The sequence below is a fragment of the Citroniella saccharovorans genome (assembly GCF_035481615.1).
GTDB lineage: Bacteria > Bacillota > Clostridia > Tissierellales > Peptoniphilaceae > Citroniella > Citroniella saccharovorans.
Genome location: NZ_JAYKOT010000003.1, coordinates 665,704 through 687,692, shown reverse-complemented (window position 1 = coordinate 687,692; position 21,989 = coordinate 665,704). Strand labels below are relative to the sequence as shown.

The window sequence follows — 21,989 nt, the reverse complement described above, 5'->3', positions numbered from 1 at the left end:
TCAAGATAAATATTACGATTTCTTAATATTTAAACAAACTTTTTATGTTATAATATTTTTAATGAGGTGAATAAAATGAGTTTTGATGGAGTTACCCTTAGAAGTGTAGTTTTTGATTTGCAAAATGTAGTTGGTTTAAGAATTTCCAAGATATATCAACCAAATAAAAACTCTATAATATTAGTAATAAATAAAAAATTAAAAATTTATCTAACTATTGACCCTAACTCTCCTAGAATCCACTTATTTAATGAGACTCTAGAAAATCCAGTTGATGCTCCTAATTTTTGCATGATGCTCAGAAAAAATTTAAATTCTGGGGTTATAATAAAGATTTGGCAAAAAGATCTTGATAGAGTTATTGGCATAGATATTAAGACCTATAATGAGCTTGGAGAGCTTTCAATAAAAACTCTTATAATTGAAATTATGGGTAAACATTCAAACATTATACTAATAGATAAAGAGTCAGAAAAAATAATTGATGTAATGAAAAAAGTGACTTTTGATATGTCTAGAGTAAGACAGCTCCTACCAGGCAGTATATATTCATTCATTTCAAATGATAAAATAAATTTACTTAATGATAAAAGAGGTCCAATTGATACTTTTGACTTTGATAAATCTACAAAAGTAATCAAAGAGTTCTATATAAAATATGATGGCCTAGGTCCAATGTTTGGAAAAGTTTTATTAAAATCAGCTGGAATTGACGAAGATATTAAACTAAATCTCTTAAGTGAAGAAGATAAAATATGTCTAAATAAAATCTATTTTGAGTTTAGAAATAAAATAATTGAAAATAGTTTTTCTCCAACAATTTACTATAGTAATGAAAAAGCTACTAGTTATTACCCATTTTTTGTGGAGAAATTAGCTTCTTCTTATAAAACTTTTAAAAATGCTAGTGAAATGATAAGTAACTACTATATGCTTAATGAAAATAATGATCAATTAATTGAAAAGAAGAATAATCTTCTAAAAATTGTAAATTCAAATCTTAAAAAGAAAATTACTAAACTTCAAAATCAATTTGATGAATATAAAATATCAAAGGATAGAGAAAAATATAAGATTTGGGCAGATCTTATTTCTGCAAATCAATATAGAATTACACCTGGACAAAAAAGCATAGTGTTAGAGAATTTTTACAGTGAAAACTTAGAAAAAATAGAAATCGAATTGGATGAAAAACTTCCAGCTCATGCTAATTCAACAAAATATTATAAAATATATTCTAAGCTAAAATCTAGAGAAAATATACTTAAAGATGAGATTAAAAAAAGTGAGGAAGAAGTTAACTATCTTGAGCAGCTTAAAAGTCAGCTTGATTCTGATTTAGACTTAAATGAAGTTTTAGAAATAGAAGAAGAATTAATTTCAAGCGGTTACAAGAAAAAAAGGCCTAGAAAATCTAATAAAAGCAAAAAAAATATAGAATCTAAACCTTTAGAATTTGTTTCTTCTTCGAACAATAACATATTTGTAGGTAAAAATAATAAACAAAATGATTTTCTTACAATTAAATTTGCAAATAAAGAAGACATTTTTTTTCATGTCCAGTCCTTCCCTGGATCTCATGTAATACTTAAGTATAATAATTCTTACACAGATGAGGATATTGTTGAAGCTTCATATTTAGCAGCAAAATACAGCTCTTTAAAAAATGAGAAACTTGTAACTGTAGACTATACTGAAAGAAAAAATGTTTTTAAAAGGCGTGGAGCCAAACCAGGCATGGTGAATTATACAAATTTTAAATCTATAGTAGTTGATTTATATGATAAATCTATAGAAAAAAAACTGGATGAGAGAAAGCTTTAAAGCTTACTTTCATCCAGTTTTAAATTTGTTTTATAAAGTATCTTTTTAAAAGATTCATCTAATGGAGCAATAATATTTAATAACTCTCCAGTAATTGGATGATAAAATTTAAGTTTGTAGGCATGAAGCATTTGTCTTTTTGCTATAATTTTTTCTTTCTTTCTACCATAAACCTTATCTCCTAAAATATATATGTGATTTTCACTTAATTGAACTCTAATTTGATGAGTTCTACCAGTGAATATTTCAACTTCTAGAAGTAAATATTCATCATTTTTTGAAATAAGTTTAATCTTTGATTTAGCAAGTTTAGGATAATTTGTATTCGAACTAATAATAGTTTTATTGTATTTGTCTCTACCTATATAAGAACTAATAGTAAATTCATCTTCTTTAATAGTTCCAGAACATATTGCTAAATATTTTTTTTCTATTTTCCTATTTTGAAACATTTCTTTCAATAAATAGTGTGTTTTATTATCCTTAGCAATAATAAGAGCCCCACTTGTATCCTTGTCAAGTCTATGTACAATTCCTCTTCTATACTCTCCCTCAACATCAGAAAGATTATCAGTATGCGTAATCAAACTTCCAACAACTGTATCAGCTTTGTCCGAAAGAGATGGATGAACACTAATTCCATAAGCTTTATTAATTACCATTAAATATTCATCTTCGAATAAAATATCTAAAGGAATATCATTTTTTTTAATTAGAATTTTATTTTCAACTACTATTCCTGAAACAATATCCCCATTAATTAACTTATAAGATGGCTTAATAAAATTACCATTTACTACAATTTTTTTTTCTTTAATAGAACTAGCAATTAATGATCTAGAAAATTCCAATTTTTCAGATAAAAAAAAGTCCACTCTCTTTTCTATATCTTCATCATATTTAAAAACAAACTCCATCTTATCACCTATTTACTATCTGCCAATCTATTTCTTTTAATCCATTGTCTCTTAGATATTCATTGCAAAGTCTAAAATGATTACAGCCAAAAAACCCCCTATATGCAGAAAAAGGCGATGGATGAGCTGCCTCTAAAATCAGATTTTTCCTCTTATCAATGATAGATTTTTTCTCTTTAGCATTATTTCCCCAAAGCATAAATACAACTGGAGCATCTTTTTCGCTTAATAACCTAATAATTTTCAAAGTCAAAAATTGCCAGCCAAGATTAAAATGCGAATTAGGTTCTCTTTCTCTTACTGTCAAAACATTATTTAAAAGAAGTACTCCCTCATCAGCCCATTTTTCTAAATTCCCATTATTTGGAATATATAGATTTAATTCACTATTTAATTCTTTAAATATATTTTGAAGTGATGGTGGAGTTGGAACACCAAGCTTGACAGAAAAGCTAAAACCATGAGCTTGTCCCTTTCCATGATAGGGGTCTTGACCTAATATAACAACCTTAGTATCATTAAAGGATGTTTTTTTTAGAGCGTTAAATATATCATACATAGATGGATAAATGGTATAATTTCTATACTCATTAATTAATTTTTCTCTAAGTTTTATATAATAATCTTTTTCCCACTCTTCTTTTAAAAGATCATCCCAATCATTACCTATATTAACCATCTATTTTATTCCCTTCATCCATAAATAAAGCAAAGATAAACATAAGGAAAGCTCCAAGGACAACAAAGATATCAGCAACATTAAAAACTGGAAAATCATAAAAAGAAAAAAGTCTAAAAGATACAAAGTCTACAACAAATCCTCTAAATATTCTATCTATTAAATTTCCTATAGCTCCAGCTAAAATCATAGTGAAAGAAATCTTCACAATAGTATTGAGACTTGAATAATTTTTAATAAAATAAAAACCTAATATAATACAAACAAGTATTGTTACAATAGAAAGTATTCCTGTTTTTTGGCTAAAAATACCAAAAGCAGCTCCTGTATTTTCCACATAAGTAAATTTTAAAAAGTTTTCTATTATTATTTTACTACCACCTAATCTAAGTCTATTATAAGCTAGATATTTAGTAAACTGATCAATACAGACAATTAATAAAAATAAAAAAATATATACCATCTAATCCTACTCTCTCTTCAATATTTTTACTCTTAACCTGTCGCTTTTGCTTTTACCTAAAAGCTCTTTAAATACAAATCTTCCTATACCTCTTATAGAAATCTCATCTCCAGGCTCTATTAATTTTGATGAACTATTTTCTTCAATAAAATTAACTTTAACGGATCCACTTTTAATAACTGAATTAGCTTTTGATCGGGACAATTTTGTGATAAGTGAAATAAAATTATCTAACCTTAATGAAGTAACAAATCCAGAAATTTCAGTATAGTTTTTATTTAAAAAAGTAAATTTTGGCCAAGTATATATCTCAGGAAAAATTTCAAAATTTCTTATTCTATCAATACTTCTAATCAAACTTTCTTTTTCATTTAAAATAGCTATTTCCGAAAAATCATCATATAAAATAATATCTCCTATCCAATCTCTATCCATTCCAAGAGAAATTAAAGATCCAAGTATATCCCTATGATTAATTTCATTTTTACCAACATTAATTTTAAACACTAAAACAGAGCAAATAGGACTATCCTCAGTGGAAACCACTTTTCTTTCAGAATTTTCATCCCCACCATGTAAAAAAAATCTAAATCCTTGTTTGTCAAGATAGCTAGTGATGATTCTTATTTCATAAGGATTTAAAAAAATAGAATTAAATGGATATGATCTATTTGCTGCATTTTCAAAAGAATAAATTATATTTTTAAGTTTATTTTTAATTTTCTGATCTAAAATAAAGTCTAAGGAAAGTCCTTTAGGATTCATTTTATAATTGGTAAAATCCTTTTGCTTGAATTTGCTCTTTTAGCTTTCCGTCAATTGTTACATCCTTAGGAGCTAAAACAAAAATGTCTTTTGTGACTTTTTGGACTTGTCCCTTTAAAGCATAAATTCCACCTAAAATAAATTCAAATATTTGTTTTTTCTTTTCTAATTCTAGCATTTCAAGATTAAGAACAACGACTTTTTTAGCAACAATATCATCTATAATAGCAGGACCATCATCATAAGTTATAGGCTCATGAATATTTATTTTAGTTTTATCAACTTGATTTGTTTGTAAATTCACTATATTACCTCTCTTTGGAATTGTTTTAATTTCTTCTATTTCATTTTCTATTTTTTCAGGTCTTGAAGATCCGCTTTCAACCTTATTATCTTCATAGTCATAATCTTCATCATAATATTCTTCAAGGCCAATTGATTTCTTTAACTTGTCAAAAATTCCCATCTTATCCTCCCTAATAAAATCTTTCTCCAAATATTTTTGAGCCAACTCTTACTAAATTGCTTCCTTCCTCTAAGGCAATTATATAGTCATGGCTCATACCCATAGAAAGTTTATCCATTGTAATATTATTATAACCTCTATTCTTATATTTCTCAAATAATTCTTTTAATTTCTTAAAATTATCTCTAGCATCTTCAGGATTATCAAAAAAAGGTGCCATTCCCATAAGACCAATAATTTTAATGTTTTCTAGATTATTACAATACTCCAAAAGACTATCTAAGTTTTCTATATAGCATCCAAATTTACTCTCTTCTTTAGTAACATTAACCTGCAGCAAACAATTTTGAATAATACCTAATTTTTTTGCTCTTTTGTTTATTTCATCAGCTAGAGATTTCCTATCTAAACTGTGGATTAACTCTACCTTTCCAACGATATATTTCACTTTGTTGGTTTGGAGATGTCCAATCATATGAATTTTTACCTTATCCTTAACTTGATCATACTTTTCTTGTATTTCTTGAACTTTGTTTTCACCAATATCAGTAATACCAGCGTCTATTGCCTCTAATATATCTTCAACTGGTTTAGTTTTTGTAACCGCAAGTAGTAAAACATCATCAACAGTTTTGTACTTCTTAATATCTCTTTTTATTTCTTCAATATTTTCTTTTATGCTCATTTAAATCAACTCTTCTTTTCTTTCTCTAGACATTAAATTTTCTAATGCACTTTTAACTGATTTACCTTCATATAGAATGCTATATAATTCACTTGTAATAGGAAGATCAAGCTTATATTTTTTTGCTAGGTCATAACAAGCTTTTGTAGTGGGTATTCCTTCAACTATCATTCCTATTTTATTTCCAACTTCTTCTCTTTTAATTCCCTTACCAAGAAGAATTCCTGCCCTTTTGTTTCTAGAATGTTTAGATGTTGCAGTAACTATTAAATCTCCCATCCCAGTTAAGCCATAAAAAGTTTCTTTTTTACCACCTAAAAATTCACCAAGCCTAACTATTTCATGCATTCCCCTAGTCATTACAGCAGCTTTTGTATTATCACCATAACCAAGACCTTCGCAAATCCCAATGGCTAAAGCTAAGATGTTTTTTGTAGCAGCAGCTAATTCACAGCTAATTATATCAGAATTTGTATAAACTCTAAAATATTCATTTATGAATAAATCTTGGACCTTCTCCATAAGTAATGGATTTGTAGATGATGAAACAATAGCGGATGGAATTCTTACGCTAACCTCCTCTGCATGAGTTGGTCCAGTTAATATTGAAAACCTATCAATATCAATATGTTCTGCAAAAATTTCTGAAATTCTTTTTCCTGTACCTAACTCTATACCTTTAGACACACATATAATATTTACATCTTTCTTAAAGTACTTTATATTTTCTTCCAATGATTTTCTTATACTTTGAGTAGGAACTGCATAAACTAAATAGTTAAAATTAGAAAAATCTTCAATATTAGATGATGCAGTTATGTTATCATTAAAGTCTACATTTAATTTTTCTATTCTGTGACTAGTGTTAAAAATATTTTTTTTCTTATCGTCTCTCATATAAACAAGAACATCATTATTATTGTCAGAAAGTACATTAGAAAGAGCAAGTCCCCAAGTTCCTCCACCTATTATGCCTATTTTCAACTTTTACCTCCTAATGACAATTTGTTTTCACTATGATTTAAAATTCTAATAATATTTTTTTTATGTCTTAATATTGCTAATATGGCTAAAATAAAAAGTGTTAAAGTAAAATTTAAATCTTTTGTTAATAAATACCCATAAACAGGTGCTAAGAAAGAAGAAATTATTGATCCAAGAGAAACCATTCTACTTAAAACTACAACTAATAAAAAGGTAAGTAAACATAATAGAAACACATATCTATTAAAATATAAAAGGACACCTGCACTTGAAGCAATACCTTTTCCGCCCTTAAATGAAAAATAAATTGGGAAATTGTGACCAATTACAACTCCTATAGCTGCAATATATGTTGCTATTTGATTTCCAAAAATAGAGTCAATAAAATATAAACTTAATACTGCCTTAAAAAGATCAAAAAATAAAGTTATAATTGCCACCTTTTTGCCAAATACTCTTAAAGCATTTGTCGCTCCAGTGTTTCTAGAACCATATTCTCTAATATCTTTTTTAAAAAAAATTTTTCCTATAAGATAAGCTGAGATAAAACTACCTATTAAATATGCAATAATGAATGATAAAATATATTCTTTCATTATTCACCCCTTCTTCTAAGCTCAAGTTTTATCGGTGTTCCAATAAATCCAAATTTTTGCCTAATAGAATTTTCTAGATATCTAATATAAGAGAAATGGCATAATTCAGGTTCATTTACAAAAATTAAAAATTTAGGAGGGGCAACTGATACTTGAGAGGCATAAAAAATTTTAAGTCTTCTCCCCTTATCTGAAGGTGGCGGATTTTTAGAAACAGCCTCTGATATAACTTCATTTACAACTCCAGTTTTAATTCTTAGATTATAATTATTATTAACCATCTCTATAAGATCAAAAATATCTTCAACTCGTTTTCCTGTAAGAACAGACATAAAATGAATTGGAGCGTAAGGAATAAAAGAAAGCTTCTTCAAAACTTCTTCCTTGTAATTTTTCATTGTATTGGTATCTTTTTCAATTAAATCCCATTTGTTAATAATTATAATTATCGCCTTTCCTTGTTCATGACAATAACCAGCAATTTTAGTATCTTGTTCACTAGCCCCTTCTTTTGCATCAATTAATAATAAACATAAGTCAGACCTATCAATAGCTGATAAAGTTCTTAAAACAGAATATCTTTCAACCATATCATTAATTGCTCTTTTTCTTCTTAAACCAGCTGTATCAATAAAAATATATTCTCTTTCTTCTCTAGTTACAATACTATCTATAGCATCTCTGGTAGTTCCTGAAATGTCTGTAACTATCATCCTATCTTCATTTAAAAGTTTATTAATTAAAGAACTCTTTCCAACGTTAGGTTTTCCTACTATAGAAATTTTTAATCTATTGCTATCGTCTTCAATTGTAAATTTTGGAATATTTTTAATTATTTCATCTAGCAAATCACCTAAGCCGAAAGATTGCTCTGCTGAAATAATAAATAAATCTTCAAATCCTAATTCATAAAATTCGTAAACACTTGGGGGAGTTATATGCGTATCAATTTTATTTACAACAACTATTACTTTCTTCCCTGATTTTCTAAGAATATCTGCAATTTCTCTATCTTCATCTAAAATGCCAACTCTTCCGTCTACTAAAAATAAAACCAAATCAGAAGAATCAATTGCAAGAGAAATTTGAAGCTTAATATTCTTAGAAATAATATCATCTTTAAACTTTTCATATCCACCTGTATCAACTAATAGAAAAAGATTATTTTGCCATTCTGCTTCTCTATATAGTCTATCTCTAGTTACTCCTGGTGTGTCTTCTGTAATTGCTTCTTTTTTCTGTATTAATTTATTAAAAAGTGTAGATTTTCCTACATTACTTCTTCCAACAATACTAACAATTCCTTTTCTCATAAATTCACCTCATAATTAATCTAATCTTATTATATAGGATAATAGGCAAAAAATAAATGGTGCAGAAAAATCTGCACCATGATAATTATATTATCAAATTATTTATAAAGTGGAAATCTAGAATTAAGTTCAAGAACTTCCTTCTTAATTTCTTCAGGATCTCTTTCTTTCTTTAATGTTTGAATAATTAGTTTACCAATTAGTCTAAAATCATCTTCTTTAAGTCCTCTAGTAGTCATTGCTGGAGTACCAAGTCTAATTCCAGATGTAACAAAAGGAGAATTTTTTTCATTTGGAATAGTATTTTTATTACATGTAATATTTACTGCATGTAATAAAGCTTCAGCTTCTTTTCCAGTTAGACCAAATGTTGTAACATCAGCTAGAATTAAGTGATTATCTGTTCCACCTGAAATCAATCTCATTCCACCATTTGTTAATTCTTCTGCTAAAGCTTGAGCATTCTTAAGAACCTGTTCTTGATAGCTTTTAAATTCTGGTTTTAATGCTTCTTCAAAGCAAACAGCCTTTCCAGCAATAACATGTTCTAAAGGGCCACCTTGTAATCCAGGGAATATAGCTTTGTCTATAGCTTTTGCGTGCTCAGCTTTACATAGTATAGCTCCACCTCTTGGTCCTCTAAGAGTTTTATGAGTAGTAGTAGTTACAAAATCAGCATATGGAATTGGTGATGGATGAAGTCCAGCTGCAACAAGTCCAGCGATGTGTGCCATATCAACCATTAGATAAGCTCCTACTTCATCGCAGATTTCTCTAAATCTTTTAAAATCAATTATTCTAGGATAAGCTGAAGCACCAGCTACTATTAACTTTGGCTTACATTCTTTAGCTTTTCTTTCAACTTCATCATAATCAATTGTTTCAGTTTCGCTATCAAGTCCATAAGCTTCAAAATTAAAATATAATCCAGAAATGTTAACTGGTGAACCATGAGTTAAATGACCACCTTCAGATAAATTCATGCCTAAAACAGTATCTCCAGGTTTTAAAACTGCAAGATATACACCTAAGTTAGCATTTGCTCCAGCATGTGGTTGAACATTAGCATGGTCTGCACCAAATAATTCACACATTTTATCTCTAGCTATATCTTCAATTACGTCTACATATTCACAACCACCATAGTATCTTTTTCCAGGATAACCTTCAGCATACTTGTTATTTAGTGGTGAACCAAGAGCTTCTAATATATCTTCTGATACAAAGTTCTCAGAAGCAATTAGCTCAATATGTTCATTTTGTCTTTTGATTTCATTCATAAGGTTTTCATAAACCTTTGGATGATTTTGTTTTAATCCTTTAAATTCCATTAAATAAATAACCTCCTTAATTATATTGTTAGATTCTTTTTATTACTTCAGAAATTCTTAGTAAAGATGATTTTTTGCCTATTTTATTATCTATTAACTTAAGAATTAATAATGATACGCAAAAACCAATTATACCAAACAAAAAGCTAATTTGCTCAAAATTAGTATAACCATTCTTGCTAAGATAATTATATGATATTACTAAAGAAAATACAAATAAAACTAACGGTATAATATAAACAAAAAATGAAAACTTAATAACTGAAGAATTACTAGTTTCTAAAATAACTCTATCACCAGGCTTTAAATCTTCATTGTAATCTACATATACTATATGATTTTTAGATTCTGCATGAGAACATGAACTACAGCTTGAGCAATTAGATCCGCAAGCACCACTTCTTAAAACCACTAATTTATAATTATTTTCTTTTTCTTTTTTTAAAACAGTTGCAACTTGTTTCATCATACCTCCAATAAATCTTTTATAACTTCAGATGCAATAACTAGCCCCATTACAGGTGGAACAAAACTGCACGATCCCGGGGCATTTGTTAATTCATTAGAAACTTCTTTTGGATATTCAGAAGAAAATACACATTTCACTTGTTTTATACCCAAATCTTTTAGTTTTTTTCTCATAACCTTTGCAAGTGGATCAGTATGAGTTTTTTCAATATAAGTTACCTCGAATTTAGTTGGGTCAATTTTATTTCCAGCCCCCATAGCTGAAATGACTCTAACACCATTTTCTTTAGCCCTTTTAATAATTTCAACTTTTGATTGAACAGAATCAATTGCATCTATAACATAATCAAACTCATTAAAAATTATTTTACTTTCACTAGAAAAAAATTCCTTAAGTCCAACTAATTTTGCATTGGGATTTATATCTTCTAATCTTTTTATTAATTCATCAGTTTTGTAACAACCTATATTTTTTGAATTAGTCTGTATTTGCCTATTTAAATTTGTTATATCAATGGTATCAAAATCAACAAGCGTAAGCCTACCTACTCCAGATCTTATAAGTGCCTCACAGCAAATGGAGCCAACTCCACCAAGTCCAAAAATTAATATGTTTTTTTGGGAAAGAAGCTCGCTAGCCCCTTTCCCAAATAATTTGTCAAATCTTTGAAATTTAGAAAACATTTTTAATATGAAGTTCTTCTAATTGATCATCTGTAACCTTTGAAGGAGCTCCTGTTAAAAGACAAGTAGCACTTTGTGTTTTAGGAAAAGCTATAACATCTTTTATATTATTTGTTCCAGCAAGCAGCATAATTAGCCTGTCAAATCCAAAAGCAATTCCCCCATGAGGTGGTGTACCATAACTTAAAGCTTCTATAAAGTAACCAAATTTTCTTTCAATTTCTTCATCAGTTAATTTAAGAGCTTTGAAAATCTTAGATTGTAATTCAGAATTATTTATTCTTATACTTCCCCCGCCAAGTTCATCACCATTTATTACAATATCATAAGCATAAGCTCTTACTTTTTCAGGATCTGTCTCTAAAAATTTAATATCTTCATCTACTGGATGAGTAAATGGGTGATGTTTAGAAACATATCTTCCATCTTCTTCAGAATATTCAAACATTGGGAAATCAACAATCCAAGTTAAAGCATATTTGTTTTTATCTCTAAGTCCAAGGCTCTCTGCAACTTCATTTCTTAAAGCTCCAAGACTGGTTTCTGTAACTTCTTTCTTGTCTGCAACAATAAATATTAAAGCGTTATCTTTTAGATCAAAAATTTCTTTTAATTTATCTATATGTTCTTCAGTTAAAAACTTTTTAATAGAAGATGAAATTTCATTATTCTTAATTCTTATCCAGAACAGTCCATTAGCACCATGTTCTTTTACAAAAGAAGTTAATTTGTCAATATGTTTTCTTGAAAATTCTTTTTCTGATTCTCCAACTGCAATTCCCTTAATAGTTTTATCTTTAAATAAATCAAAATCAACATCTTTAAAAACTTCATTTAAGTCTTTAAGTTCAATTGCAAATCTTAAGTCAGGCTTATCTACACCGAATCTACTCATAGCATCATTATAAGACATTCTAGGAAGTGGTAACTTTAGATCAATTCCCTTTATTTCCTTAAAAATTCTTTGAATAAGTCTTTCATTAATAGCTATAATATCTTCAATATCTACAAATGACATCTCAATATCTACTTGAGTAAATTCTGGCTGCCTATTTGCTCTTAAGTCTTCATCTCTAAAACATTTTACAATTTGATAATATCTATCCATTCCTGCTACCATAAGCATTTGCTTTAACTGCTGAGGTGACTGAGGAAGAGCATAGAAAGAATTTTTATTTACCCTAGAAGGTACAAGATAATCTCTAGCCCCTTCAGGAGTTGGATTAGTAAGAACAGGAGTTTCTACTTCAATAAAGTTTTCACTATTCAAAAAGTCTCTAATAACGGCTGCTGTTCTAGCTCTTAATTTAAGATTGTCTTGAAGGGATTTTTTTCTTAAATCAAGGTATCTATACTTAAGTCTCATTTGTTCAGAAGCATTGTCGTCATCTTTTATATAAATTGGCGGAGTATTTGCCTCATCTAAAATTTCTATGCTTTTTACATTAAGCTCTACATCTCCAGTTTCAATATTAGGATTTTTAGATTCTCTTTCTTCAACAATCCCTCTAACAGCTACTACAAATTCACTTCTTAATTTTTCAGCTTCTTTAAATACATCTTCATCATTCTCTTTTCTAAAAACAACTTGACTAATACCTGTAGTATCTCTTAAATCTATAAAAATAATTGGTCCAAGATTTCTTTCCTTTTGAACCCATCCATTAAGAGTAATCTCTTTACCTATATCTTCTTTTCTCATTTGACCACACATCATGGTTCTTTTAAAATCTTTAAACAAATAATCACTTCCTTCTTATTAATACATACATTTTATTACAAAAATGCTATTAAATCAATATTTTTTTAATAATTAGTTTACTTTATTCAAATTATCATTTATACTAAAGGTATAAATAAATTACGGAGGAAGATCTATGAATATTTCTATACATATGATCCTAGAAGAGTTAAGAGAATATAATCCAGTATCAGAAATTAATTTTAATCAATCATTTACAAGCTATAAAATGCTTGAAGAGGACATTGAAGCCGAAGATATACTTTATATTTCCGACGTTACAAAATTTGTTAGCGTAAGTAAAAAATCTAAGAAAAACACCTTTATATTAATAGATCCATTAAATATTTTGTTAGAATTTGATATACCTAAAACTGTTAATATTATTAGAATAACCGAAAATATTTCACTAAATACTTTAATTAATAGAATCATATCCTTATTTAAAAAATACGATGATTTTGAATTAAAAATAAAATCATCATTATTTAGTGGTATTAATCTTGAAAGTATTTTAGTTTTTGTTTATAAATATTTAGGAGTAGAGCTCTTTTTACATGACTCAAAAGGTAACGTACTCTTTAGAAACTCTAACTCATATAAATATTATCCTCAATCAATTGTAGTTTCTAAAACTATTAGAGATGGCAATAAAGCTCTTGGTTCTCTCGCGCTAATGAAAAGTAAAATCCTGTCAGAAGATTATCAGCTATCTGTTTTTCATGAACTTGGAAAAATGCTAGACAAAGTATTAGATCAATATTTTAATAATAAGAAAGAAGCTTTTAATGATTTAAGCAAGCTTATTTTGGAACATCTGACAATAAATTCCTTATTTGATAATGAACTTGTAAATAATAAATTAAGGACGCTTGGCTGGACTAGCCATGACACCTACAAACTCATAATAATCCAATCTTCTAAGTTTGAAAATATAGAAAGTATCGTAGACTATTTAAACGACCAGTATAAAAAAGACACTATAATCGTTAAGCAAGATAATAAGTATATAGTTCTAATAAATCTTGAACAAATAGATAAAAAAGTTTTTATAAAAGAGCTAAGACTTATACAAGAACCAAAAAAAGATTTAAAAATAATTATTTCAAGAAATTTCAATGATATATTTGAAATAAAGGATCAATACCAATTCTTATTAAATCTTATAAGTAAAATGAATGATCAGTTAATTGATATGGATGAAGATGTAATTAAAATCTTACTTCATATTGCTAAAAAAACAAATTACGATGTTTATATTAATACTGAAATTAAAAAGCTAAAAGCATATGATCTTGAGCATGATGGAGATTTAGTTGAAACATTGTATGCATATATAGCCTATGAAAGAAGTTTAGTAAATACTGCAGAAAAATTAAATGTTCATAGAAATACTGTAGTTTATAGAGTAGGTAAAATTAACGAAATAATAAATCTTGATCTTGACTCTCCAACTGTAAGATTTCACTCTCTAATATCGCTTTTACTTTTGGAACAAGATAAACTATTAAAATACAATTAAGGACTCGATTGGATTTTTTATCCAATCAGGTCCTCATATTTTTCTAAAAAATTCTAAATATTTTTCTATTTTCACATCTCTTACCCCAGAACTTTTTTCCAAGTATTCAAGCTTTAAAATAGTAGTTATTATTTCAGATGATCTCTCACAAGCTTTGTGTAGGTCGAAGCTTTTAGATAATAATCCTGTAAATAGTCCTGCAAATAAATCTCCTGTACCGGCAAATTTGTATGGTATTTTTTTATATTTAATCTTAGACAAATGTCCTGTATTATTATCATAAGAAAAAATGTAATTTCCACTATCTATTTCCGAAGAAGTTACAACTACAGAGCAATTATATTCTTTAGAAATTAATTCTATATATTCGTTTATGTCTTCTTCTCTTAAATCTTTTTTTATTTTAGCATTTGATAATATTTGGATTTCAGTCACATTTGGTAGAATAATATCTGATAAGTATATCATTTTTTTCATTGTATCTATTGAATCTTTCTTTAATCCATGATATAAAGCTCCATCGTCACCTAAGATAGGATCTGTTATAATTAAAGGCTTTTTATTTTGAAAAGAAATAATGTTTTCTATTAAGGAAACCTGCTCTAAGTTTGATAAAAATCCAGTAAGAATTATATCAAATTGTAAGTTAAGTTTTCTCCAAACTTCAATAGCTTCATTCATATAAGTTGTTGTATCTAACATAGAAGAAATTTTATAATCAAATGTATTCGAAACTAGTGCAGTAGGTAGATTAGAAACTTCTATTCCCATCTCGCTTAATATTGGAATAATTGATGAAAGTGCAATCTTTCCATAGCCAACTAGATCGCCAACTAGTAAAATTTTTTTCATATATCTTTTTCCTTTACTCTAACCTGAATTTCGGTAATATAATTTTCTTCATATTTTTCACTATGAATATCAAGTCTATAGATTTCAAGAGCTGGGTATATTACTTCAAGCCCCTTATAGTTTATATCCTCAATCACTTTTTGGTAAAGAGATGAAAGCTTATTATAAGAACCTTTATAATATAAGGTCGCGTAAAATCCTCTCGGAAGAATTGCATCATAGTAAGTATCTTTTTCTTCAACTAAGAAAAAAGCATTTTGATAATCATCATACTCTCCAATTCTCATACCCTCTTTAGATACAATTGTACCCATATCTTTACTTGCAAACATTGTAAGGCTTTCATCATCTCTTCTTTCTAACTCTCTAAAAGCAAGATCGATTTCTTGATCAGTTTCAAACTCACCTTTGACAGTTATAATTTTACGCTCCTCCAAAAATTTATAATTTACCTCTTCAAAATCCTTAATTCTCTTCAATTCTCTAAGTGACTTTAACCTTCTATTCATAAATTTTTTCTGCCTTAAAAGTGGTTCAAGTTCATCTTCAATAACAGAAATTTCACTTTTGAGTAAGTCAATACTATTATCAAGGGATCTATTTTCTAAATAATCTTTAATTTGTTTTAAAGTAAAATCTAATTTTTTCATATCTTTAATAATGTTTAGTTTCCAAATATCGTTTAAATCATAGAATCTATAACCATTTTCTTTTCTTTTTGGATTTAATAATCCCTTTTTTTCGTAGTGCCTTAAGGCATCAGGACTTAAATTATACAAATTAGAAATTTCCCCAATAGTATATTCTTTTTTCATATTTACCCCCTTGACATTGGACTAGCTCTAGGCTTTATACTTAATATAGTTCTACTAGATAATCATACAATAAATAATAAATTATATCTAGTAAAACATCTTACCTTGGTGAGAGGTAAAAAAATAAACTCACTTTATTAAAATGAAAGGAGCTTTATGAAGTTCAATAAGACCTCTTGTGAAAATCTAAGAGGACAATTTTTAAAATTTTTATTACCGTCTATAGGTTCTATGTGGTTCTTTGCTTTATATACTATGCTTGATGGTATATTTGTAGGTAAGGGTGTTGGTCCAGAAGCATTAGCCGCAGTTAACCTAGCTAATCCATTTATTAGTATTATTTTCACTATTTCATTAATTGTTTCAGTCGGATCTTCAAATATTATTACAAATCTACTAGGACAAGATAATAAGAAGAAAGCAAATGAAATTTTTACCTTAAATGTTATATTAATACTAATAATTTCTGTCTTTATGTCGCTAGTCTCAATAATATTCATAGACAAAATAGTAACTGGGCTTGGAGCAAATGGAGAATTAGCACTTTATTTAAAAGATTATTTATTTATAATAGCATTAGGTGCTCCATTTGTAAGTTTATCATATTGTTTAGAAATACTAATAAAAGCTGAGGGTAGCCCATCAAAATCATTTACAGTGTTACTAGTAACAACTATTTTAAATATAGTTGGTAACTACTTACTTATTTTTGTTCTTGATATGGGATTAAAAGGAGCTGCAATTTCTACAATTTTTGCCCAATTTATATCTTTCACTATATTTTTACTACACTTTTTAAATAAAAATTCTAATTTAAAATTTGTAAAGCCTAATTTTGATACAAAAACTTTAATGATTATTGTTAAAAGAGGATTTCCAGATGCACTAACAGAACTATCTGCTGGATTTGTAACTTTCCTATTTAATTATAATGTTATAAAGATTCTAGGTGTTAAATATTTGCCTGCATTTTCTGTAATATTATATGTTTCAAATTTAGTAATTGTCACTATGACTGCTGTAAACCATGGTATGCAGCCTCTAGTATCTTTTTATGATGGCAAAAAAGACAGAAAATCAGTCATGTATTTACTGAAAGTATCTGTAAAGTCAGCATTTATACTTTCTTTAATATTTTTTGTTTTAATAGAAGTATTTACAAGTCAAATTGTATCTATTTTCCTATCAAAAGCCGATATGGACCTATTTAACTACTCTGTATATGCACTTAGAATATATAGTGTGAGTTTCTTAGTTTTAAGTCTTAACATAGTAAATTCAGGATACTTGAACGCTATTAAGCAAAATACTGAAGCTATTTTAGTATCTGCTATTAGAGGTTATATTTCAATCTCAATTTGCCTTTTAGTACTACCAATATTATTTGGCGATTTTGGAATTTGGTCTTCAGTTATATTTAGTGAATTAATAACATTTTTATTATCTTTTATCTTATTTAAATCAAAAGGTGTTTTTAAATTATCAACTGCAAATTAGTTTTAATTTTTAATAATTTGTTTTATAATATAAGAGTAAGTGAATTTACTAATTAAAGGATGATTTAATGGATACTAAAAAATTAAAAAAACTAATGGATTTTATGTTCTTAATAACTTTATTTTTCTTTCCTGTAGAAATGGCTATGAAACTTAATTTTGGATTTTTATCACCATACAAAGTAAGTTTATTATTTCTAATTATTCTAAGCTTTATCTACGTTATCAAAGAAAAAAGTTTTAAGGACTTTTTTTTGTCTTTTAAGACTGCTTGGAAAAAATTTAAATATCCAATAATATTTACATGTTCCTATATTATCTTTGACCTAATTTCTTTATTATGGACAAAAGATAAAGCTTTTTCATTAAAAAAATATATTACTATAGGACCGGCACTTATTTGTCTACTATACTCTTTTTTTACTACTTCTATATGCATAATAAAGCTGATGGAAATATCGATGAAGCTTTAAAAAAGTTATTTTTTACTGGTGGCATAGTCGCTTTATTTTTAAGTGTATTAACTTGGATTTATGTAATATTTCTCGGAAGAACTTTCTACATTTTAAGAACAAGTCTTCAGTCAGATTATAACCAATATGCCCTTTCAATTTATATTGGATTTTTTATTGGTTTGTTTTATATACTAAAATATTCGACAAAATACAAACTGATAAAATTTTTTGTTTTTATAACACTAGTTGGACCTATCTTTTATACATCTGGCTCTCGAAGATTTTTGCTAGCTATTTTACCAAGTTTTATGATTTTTATTGTATTTGCTATACTTTATGTAAAAAGACTAAATAATAATTTCAATATTAAAAAATTTATAATAGTACTCTTTTTATCATTATTAACCTCTTTTGCTATTATCTCTCTTTATAATAATCACTCAAATAAGATTTATGAAAAATTAAAAAATGAGTTTAATAGTGATGATTTTATTTCTTCAATGGATGTTGATACTGATGATATTTTACATGGATTTGCATTAGAAAAGTCTCTATCAGAAAAAGCCGAAACTATAAAATCTGGATCAGCTTTAGGTCAGAGAGAAAAAATATGGTCAATTGCTATAGATGAAATAAAAAGTTATAACATAAAAGATCTAATTTTAGGAAAAGGTGGGTCTCATCATAGAGATATTTATAGAACTGATAAAGCTAGAAAATTACTTTTTCCAGAAAATACACCTAAAGAAAAATTTCATGATTACCATCCACACTCTTTCTTTTTTGTGGATATTTTAGATGGTGGATTAATAAAATTATCTATAAGTATATTACTAATAGTTAGTATTATTTCAATATTTGTTAAATTGTTTTTAAGAAATGAATATATAATGTCCGGACTGATTTTAATATACGGTGCAAATTATCTTTATAGTCAGTCCATAGATTCAATTAATGGAATTTTTGAAAACAGACTTACCTATATCTTCTTAATTATTTCTTATGCTGGAGCATTTATATTGGATGAAAAAGAGAAAAACTATTAGTTCAAAACCCCTACTATTCTTTTAGAAAAGTAGGGGTTTTACTCTGTAATAAACGCATTTTCTATGTGATTGATTCTATTATTATCATTTAAATAAACCTCAATAACATCAAATCTAGGTTGGAAATTATGATAATCATTCAAATATAAAAAATACTCGGCAGTTTTGATGATTTTTCTTTGCTTAGACAAATTTACAAATTCACGCGGATAACCAAAATCAGTTGTAGACCTAGCTTTTACTTCTACAAATACTAATATTTTATCAATCTTGCAAATAATATCTATCTCGCCAAAACTCGATTCAAAGTTAGATTGGATTATTTTATAACCTTTTTTTTGTAAATACTCAATGGAAAGTTTTTCTGCCTTTTTACCTAAGTTATTCATTATCTAATATCCTTCTTTAAAAAAGATTCTCTATGAAAAATTGTTTTTCCATACTTTAATAAACCTTCATAATGTTTTTTGGTTCCATATCCCATATTTGTTTCCAGTGAATAGTAAGGAAATTCCTCTGCTAGTTTTATAATCATATTATCTCTAAAAACCTTAGCATATATAGATGCAGCTGCAATATTATAAGATAAACTATCCCCATGAACAATAGATTTTTGCTTTATATGGCTATCAATATTTTCCGCATCTATTAAGACAATTCCTGGATTAATATTAAATTTTTGTATCATATCTTCAAGTGCCAACTTCATAGCTAGTCTAGTTGCTTGTTTTATATTTATCTTGTCTATCGTTTTATTGTCAACAATTCCTATCCCAACTGCGAGTGATTTTTCTTCAATTTCTCTTGCTAGTAAAATTCTTTTCTTTCTTGTTATTTTTTTAGAATCGTTAACTTCATCTATTACATCATCCAAATTCATAATAATAGCAGCTGCAACTACTGGTCCAAATAACGATCCCCTGCCAACCTCATCTATGCCACAAATATTTTTATATTCTACTAATTCACTTTCTATATATTTATCCAAAAAAATCACTAACCTTTTCTAAGCTTATTCTTCCAAGTTTTCCAAGTCTAAACTCTCTAAGTATCATCCTAGATACCTTATCATAGTCTATTATTCCTTTTTTTAGAATTGCTCCTCGTCTCTCTCCTATCATATCCATTATATAGGCTATATCTGTATCTAAATCAAATTCTATATTGTACCTATTTTTTAAGATGTTAGGGTCAATCTTGTTAAGTTTCTTTATAAGTTCATAAGAAAGATTTTCTACATCTAAAATATCATCATCAATAGATCCAACAAATGCTAAGTTTAGTCCGATTTCCTTATTTTCAAATTTTGGCCATAATACACCCGGAGTATCTAAAAGCTCAATCTTACCTGGAGTTTTTATCCACTGTATATTTCTAGTAACACCCGGAAGATTTCCTACCTTAGCTCCAGTTCTTTTGGATAGAGTATTAATTAAGGTTGATTTACCAACATTTGGGATTCCTACCATCATCATCTTTATAGTCTTATCCTTAATTAATTTTTGTTCATCCCTTTTAAACTTTTCAGATAGTTCATCTTCAAGTATTTGCCTTAAATTATTTAAACCCTTGTTTTGATTTGCATTTACTAAGAGAACTTTTTTTCCTATTGATTCATAATACTCTTTCCATTTTTTTGTAGTATATTCATCTGCTAAGTCAATCTTATTAAATAAGAGTACAGAAGGTTTATTTTCTAATATCTCATCAATTTTAGGATTTTTACTTGAAAAAGGTATTCTAGCATCAATTAGTTCTACAACAATGTCTATTAGTTTTAAATTTTTCTTAAAATTATCAAACGCCACTTTCATATGGCCAGGATACCAATTAATATTCATATTTCCCTCCAATATTTAAAAAGAGGCCATTTGGCCTCTATCTTAATAGTTTCTCTTTTCTTTAACTTTTGCAGATTTACCTTGTCTATCTCTAAGATAGAAAAGTTTAGCTTTACGTACTTTACCATGTCTAGTAACTTCTAGCTTTTCAATTCTTGGGGAATGAAGAGAAAATGTTCTTTCTACTCCTACGCCATAAGATAATCTTCTAACTGTAAAAGTAGATCTAAGACCAGTTCCTTGAATTTTAATAACAGTACCTTCAAAAACTTGGATTCTTTCTCTAGTACCTTCTTTAATTCTGTAGTGAACTCTAACAGTATCACCAGTATTAAAATCAAGTTCGTCTTTTCTTAATTGTTCTTCTTCTAACTGTCTAATAATATCCATTGTAAAAACCCTCCTTTTCTTTCAATGTTCATATCCAAAATAATGATAGAGGAACACCCGTTTTACATACTTAAATATTATACTATAAAATTATTTAATTTACAAGTCTATTTTATAACTTCTTGTAGCTTTTCTAATACAAAATCTTTTAAATCCATTCCTTCAATTTTTATAATTTCTGGATTCATAAAATCTGGTGCCATAAGTTTAAAGAAATTTATAGTAAGTTTGCACTTTTCAGCAATATATGTGAAATCATGTCCTGGTACAAAATTAATTTCAATAGTATCACAAGCTAAATCTTTTATTTCTGAAACTTCCTTATCTATGTTTAAAGACTTAACTACTTTAAGCATGTTTTGAGTATTTTCTGCGTCTTCAAGCATCCACATATTTAAATTCCAAAATCTTGATTCCTTTTTAGTAGGATTATTTAATCTTTCTCTATTATTAATTGCTGACAAAACCTTTCTTAGAGACTCTGAATTAAATTCATCGTCATAAATTACTTGCATTTCTTCCCTATCAGCAATTTCCTTAAAATAAGAGTCTATAACCTTATCCCTACTCATAACTGTATCCCAATAAAAAAGCATCATTTCAATAATCTCATAATTAATTTTAATATTCATAATATACTCCTTATCTAACTAAAT

General features: G+C 27.5%; 24 protein-coding genes. 4 read left to right on the top strand and 20 right to left on the bottom strand.

Annotation, left to right across the window (positions count from 1 at the left end):
* Positions 1 to 75: 75 nt before the first annotated feature.
* Entirely contained in the window at positions 76 to 1,824 is a 1,749-nt protein-coding gene (locus VLK81_RS05650; protein ID WP_324619685.1) for an Rqc2 family fibronectin-binding protein, read from the top strand.
* Here the strand turns inward: VLK81_RS05650 and VLK81_RS05645 are convergent.
* From VLK81_RS05645 to aspS, 13 genes are all read right to left on the bottom strand, one after another.
* Entirely contained in the window at positions 1,821 to 2,741 is a 921-nt protein-coding gene (locus tag VLK81_RS05645) for an RluA family pseudouridine synthase (protein ID WP_324619684.1), read from the bottom strand. The genes VLK81_RS05650 and VLK81_RS05645 overlap by 4 nt on opposite strands.
* Positions 2,742 to 2,745: 4 nt before the next feature.
* Entirely contained in the window at positions 2,746 to 3,420 is a 675-nt protein-coding gene (locus VLK81_RS05640) for a uracil-DNA glycosylase (RefSeq protein WP_324619683.1), read from the bottom strand.
* Positions 3,413 to 3,883: a signal peptidase II gene (gene lspA, locus VLK81_RS05635; protein ID WP_324619682.1), complete on the bottom strand. Its 471-nt coding sequence runs from the start codon at positions 3,881 to 3,883 to the stop codon at positions 3,413 to 3,415. The genes VLK81_RS05640 and lspA overlap by 8 nt, the downstream gene beginning before the upstream one ends.
* Positions 3,884 to 3,889: 6 nt before the next feature.
* Complete coding sequence (locus VLK81_RS05630) at positions 3,890 to 4,648, bottom strand: YlmH/Sll1252 family protein (protein ID WP_324619681.1); 759 nt, start codon at positions 4,646 to 4,648, stop codon at positions 3,890 to 3,892.
* Position 4,649: 1 nt separating this feature from the next.
* Positions 4,650 to 5,114, bottom strand: coding sequence for a cell division protein SepF (locus VLK81_RS05625; RefSeq protein ID WP_324619680.1), 465 nt, complete (start codon positions 5,112 to 5,114; stop codon positions 4,650 to 4,652).
* 10 nt (positions 5,115 to 5,124) lie between these two features.
* A complete protein-coding gene (locus tag VLK81_RS05620; protein ID WP_324619679.1) occupies positions 5,125 to 5,799 on the bottom strand; it encodes a YggS family pyridoxal phosphate-dependent enzyme in 675 nt (224 codons plus the stop codon).
* Positions 5,800 to 6,783: an NAD(P)H-dependent glycerol-3-phosphate dehydrogenase gene (locus VLK81_RS05615; RefSeq protein ID WP_324619678.1), complete on the bottom strand. Its 984-nt coding sequence runs from the start codon at positions 6,781 to 6,783 to the stop codon at positions 5,800 to 5,802.
* On the bottom strand, positions 6,780 to 7,379 hold the full coding sequence (gene plsY, locus VLK81_RS05610; RefSeq protein WP_324619677.1) for a glycerol-3-phosphate 1-O-acyltransferase PlsY: 600 nt from the start codon (positions 7,377 to 7,379) through the stop codon (positions 6,780 to 6,782). The genes VLK81_RS05615 and plsY overlap by 4 nt, the downstream gene beginning before the upstream one ends.
* Positions 7,379 to 8,692, bottom strand: a complete 1,314-nt coding sequence (gene der, locus VLK81_RS05605) for a ribosome biogenesis GTPase Der (protein ID WP_324619676.1) — start codon at positions 8,690 to 8,692, stop codon at positions 7,379 to 7,381. Before der ends, plsY begins: the two co-directional genes overlap by 1 nt.
* A 98-nt stretch (positions 8,693 to 8,790) precedes the next feature.
* Positions 8,791 to 10,023, bottom strand: coding sequence for a serine hydroxymethyltransferase (glyA, locus tag VLK81_RS05600; RefSeq protein ID WP_324619675.1), 1,233 nt, complete (start codon positions 10,021 to 10,023; stop codon positions 8,791 to 8,793).
* 28 nt (positions 10,024 to 10,051) lie between these two features.
* A complete protein-coding gene (locus tag VLK81_RS05595; protein ID WP_324619674.1) occupies positions 10,052 to 10,489 on the bottom strand; it encodes a SoxR reducing system RseC family protein in 438 nt (145 codons plus the stop codon).
* The gene (locus VLK81_RS05590) at positions 10,489 to 11,175 is read right to left on the bottom strand and encodes a tRNA threonylcarbamoyladenosine dehydratase (protein ID WP_324619673.1); all 687 of its coding nucleotides are present in this window, start codon (positions 11,173 to 11,175) and stop codon (positions 10,489 to 10,491) included. The genes VLK81_RS05595 and VLK81_RS05590 overlap by 1 nt, the downstream gene beginning before the upstream one ends.
* Positions 11,165 to 12,892: an aspartate--tRNA ligase gene (gene aspS, locus VLK81_RS05585; RefSeq protein WP_324620477.1), complete on the bottom strand. Its 1,728-nt coding sequence runs from the start codon at positions 12,890 to 12,892 to the stop codon at positions 11,165 to 11,167. The genes VLK81_RS05590 and aspS overlap by 11 nt, the downstream gene beginning before the upstream one ends.
* A 160-nt stretch (positions 12,893 to 13,052) precedes the next feature.
* On the opposite strand from aspS, the gene VLK81_RS05580 reads away from it, so the two are divergent.
* Complete coding sequence (locus tag VLK81_RS05580) at positions 13,053 to 14,438, top strand: PucR family transcriptional regulator (RefSeq protein ID WP_324619672.1); 1,386 nt, start codon at positions 13,053 to 13,055, stop codon at positions 14,436 to 14,438.
* A 33-nt stretch (positions 14,439 to 14,471) separates the two neighbouring features.
* On the opposite strand, the gene VLK81_RS05575 is transcribed toward VLK81_RS05580, so the two are convergent.
* Positions 14,472 to 15,290, bottom strand: a complete 819-nt coding sequence (locus VLK81_RS05575; RefSeq protein ID WP_324619671.1) for a PfkB family carbohydrate kinase — start codon at positions 15,288 to 15,290, stop codon at positions 14,472 to 14,474.
* The gene (locus VLK81_RS05570) at positions 15,287 to 16,105 is read right to left on the bottom strand and encodes a MerR family transcriptional regulator (protein ID WP_324619670.1); all 819 of its coding nucleotides are present in this window, start codon (positions 16,103 to 16,105) and stop codon (positions 15,287 to 15,289) included. The genes VLK81_RS05575 and VLK81_RS05570 overlap by 4 nt, the downstream gene beginning before the upstream one ends.
* A 156-nt stretch (positions 16,106 to 16,261) precedes the next feature.
* Here VLK81_RS05570 and VLK81_RS05565 point away from each other — a divergent pair, with 156 nt between their 5' ends.
* A complete protein-coding gene (locus VLK81_RS05565; RefSeq protein ID WP_324619669.1) occupies positions 16,262 to 17,602 on the top strand; it encodes an MATE family efflux transporter in 1,341 nt (446 codons plus the stop codon).
* 432 nt (positions 17,603 to 18,034) lie between these two features.
* On the top strand, positions 18,035 to 19,102 hold the full coding sequence (locus tag VLK81_RS05560) for a hypothetical protein (protein ID WP_324619668.1): 1,068 nt from the start codon (positions 18,035 to 18,037) through the stop codon (positions 19,100 to 19,102).
* A gap of 38 nt (positions 19,103 to 19,140) precedes the next feature.
* Here VLK81_RS05560 and VLK81_RS05555 read toward each other — a convergent pair whose 3' ends face one another.
* The 5 genes from VLK81_RS05555 to VLK81_RS05535 all read right to left on the bottom strand — a co-directional run bounded on the left by VLK81_RS05555 (position 19,141) and on the right by VLK81_RS05535 (position 21,965).
* Positions 19,141 to 19,491: a YraN family protein gene (locus tag VLK81_RS05555; protein ID WP_324619667.1), complete on the bottom strand. Its 351-nt coding sequence runs from the start codon at positions 19,489 to 19,491 to the stop codon at positions 19,141 to 19,143.
* On the bottom strand, positions 19,491 to 20,099 hold the full coding sequence (locus VLK81_RS05550) for a ribonuclease HII (protein ID WP_378142997.1): 609 nt from the start codon (positions 20,097 to 20,099) through the stop codon (positions 19,491 to 19,493). Before VLK81_RS05550 ends, VLK81_RS05555 begins: the two co-directional genes overlap by 1 nt.
* Positions 20,083 to 20,943 (bottom strand): ribosome biogenesis GTPase YlqF, encoded by an 861-nt coding sequence (gene ylqF, locus VLK81_RS05545; protein WP_324619665.1) that lies wholly within the window; start codon positions 20,941 to 20,943, stop codon positions 20,083 to 20,085. Before ylqF ends, VLK81_RS05550 begins: the two co-directional genes overlap by 17 nt.
* A 42-nt stretch (positions 20,944 to 20,985) precedes the next feature.
* Entirely contained in the window at positions 20,986 to 21,333 is a 348-nt protein-coding gene (rplS, locus tag VLK81_RS05540) for a 50S ribosomal protein L19 (protein WP_324619664.1), read from the bottom strand.
* Between the two features lie 107 nt (positions 21,334 to 21,440).
* Positions 21,441 to 21,965: a TDE2712 family protein gene (locus VLK81_RS05535; protein ID WP_324619663.1), complete on the bottom strand. Its 525-nt coding sequence runs from the start codon at positions 21,963 to 21,965 to the stop codon at positions 21,441 to 21,443.
* Positions 21,966 to 21,989 lie beyond the last annotated feature (24 nt).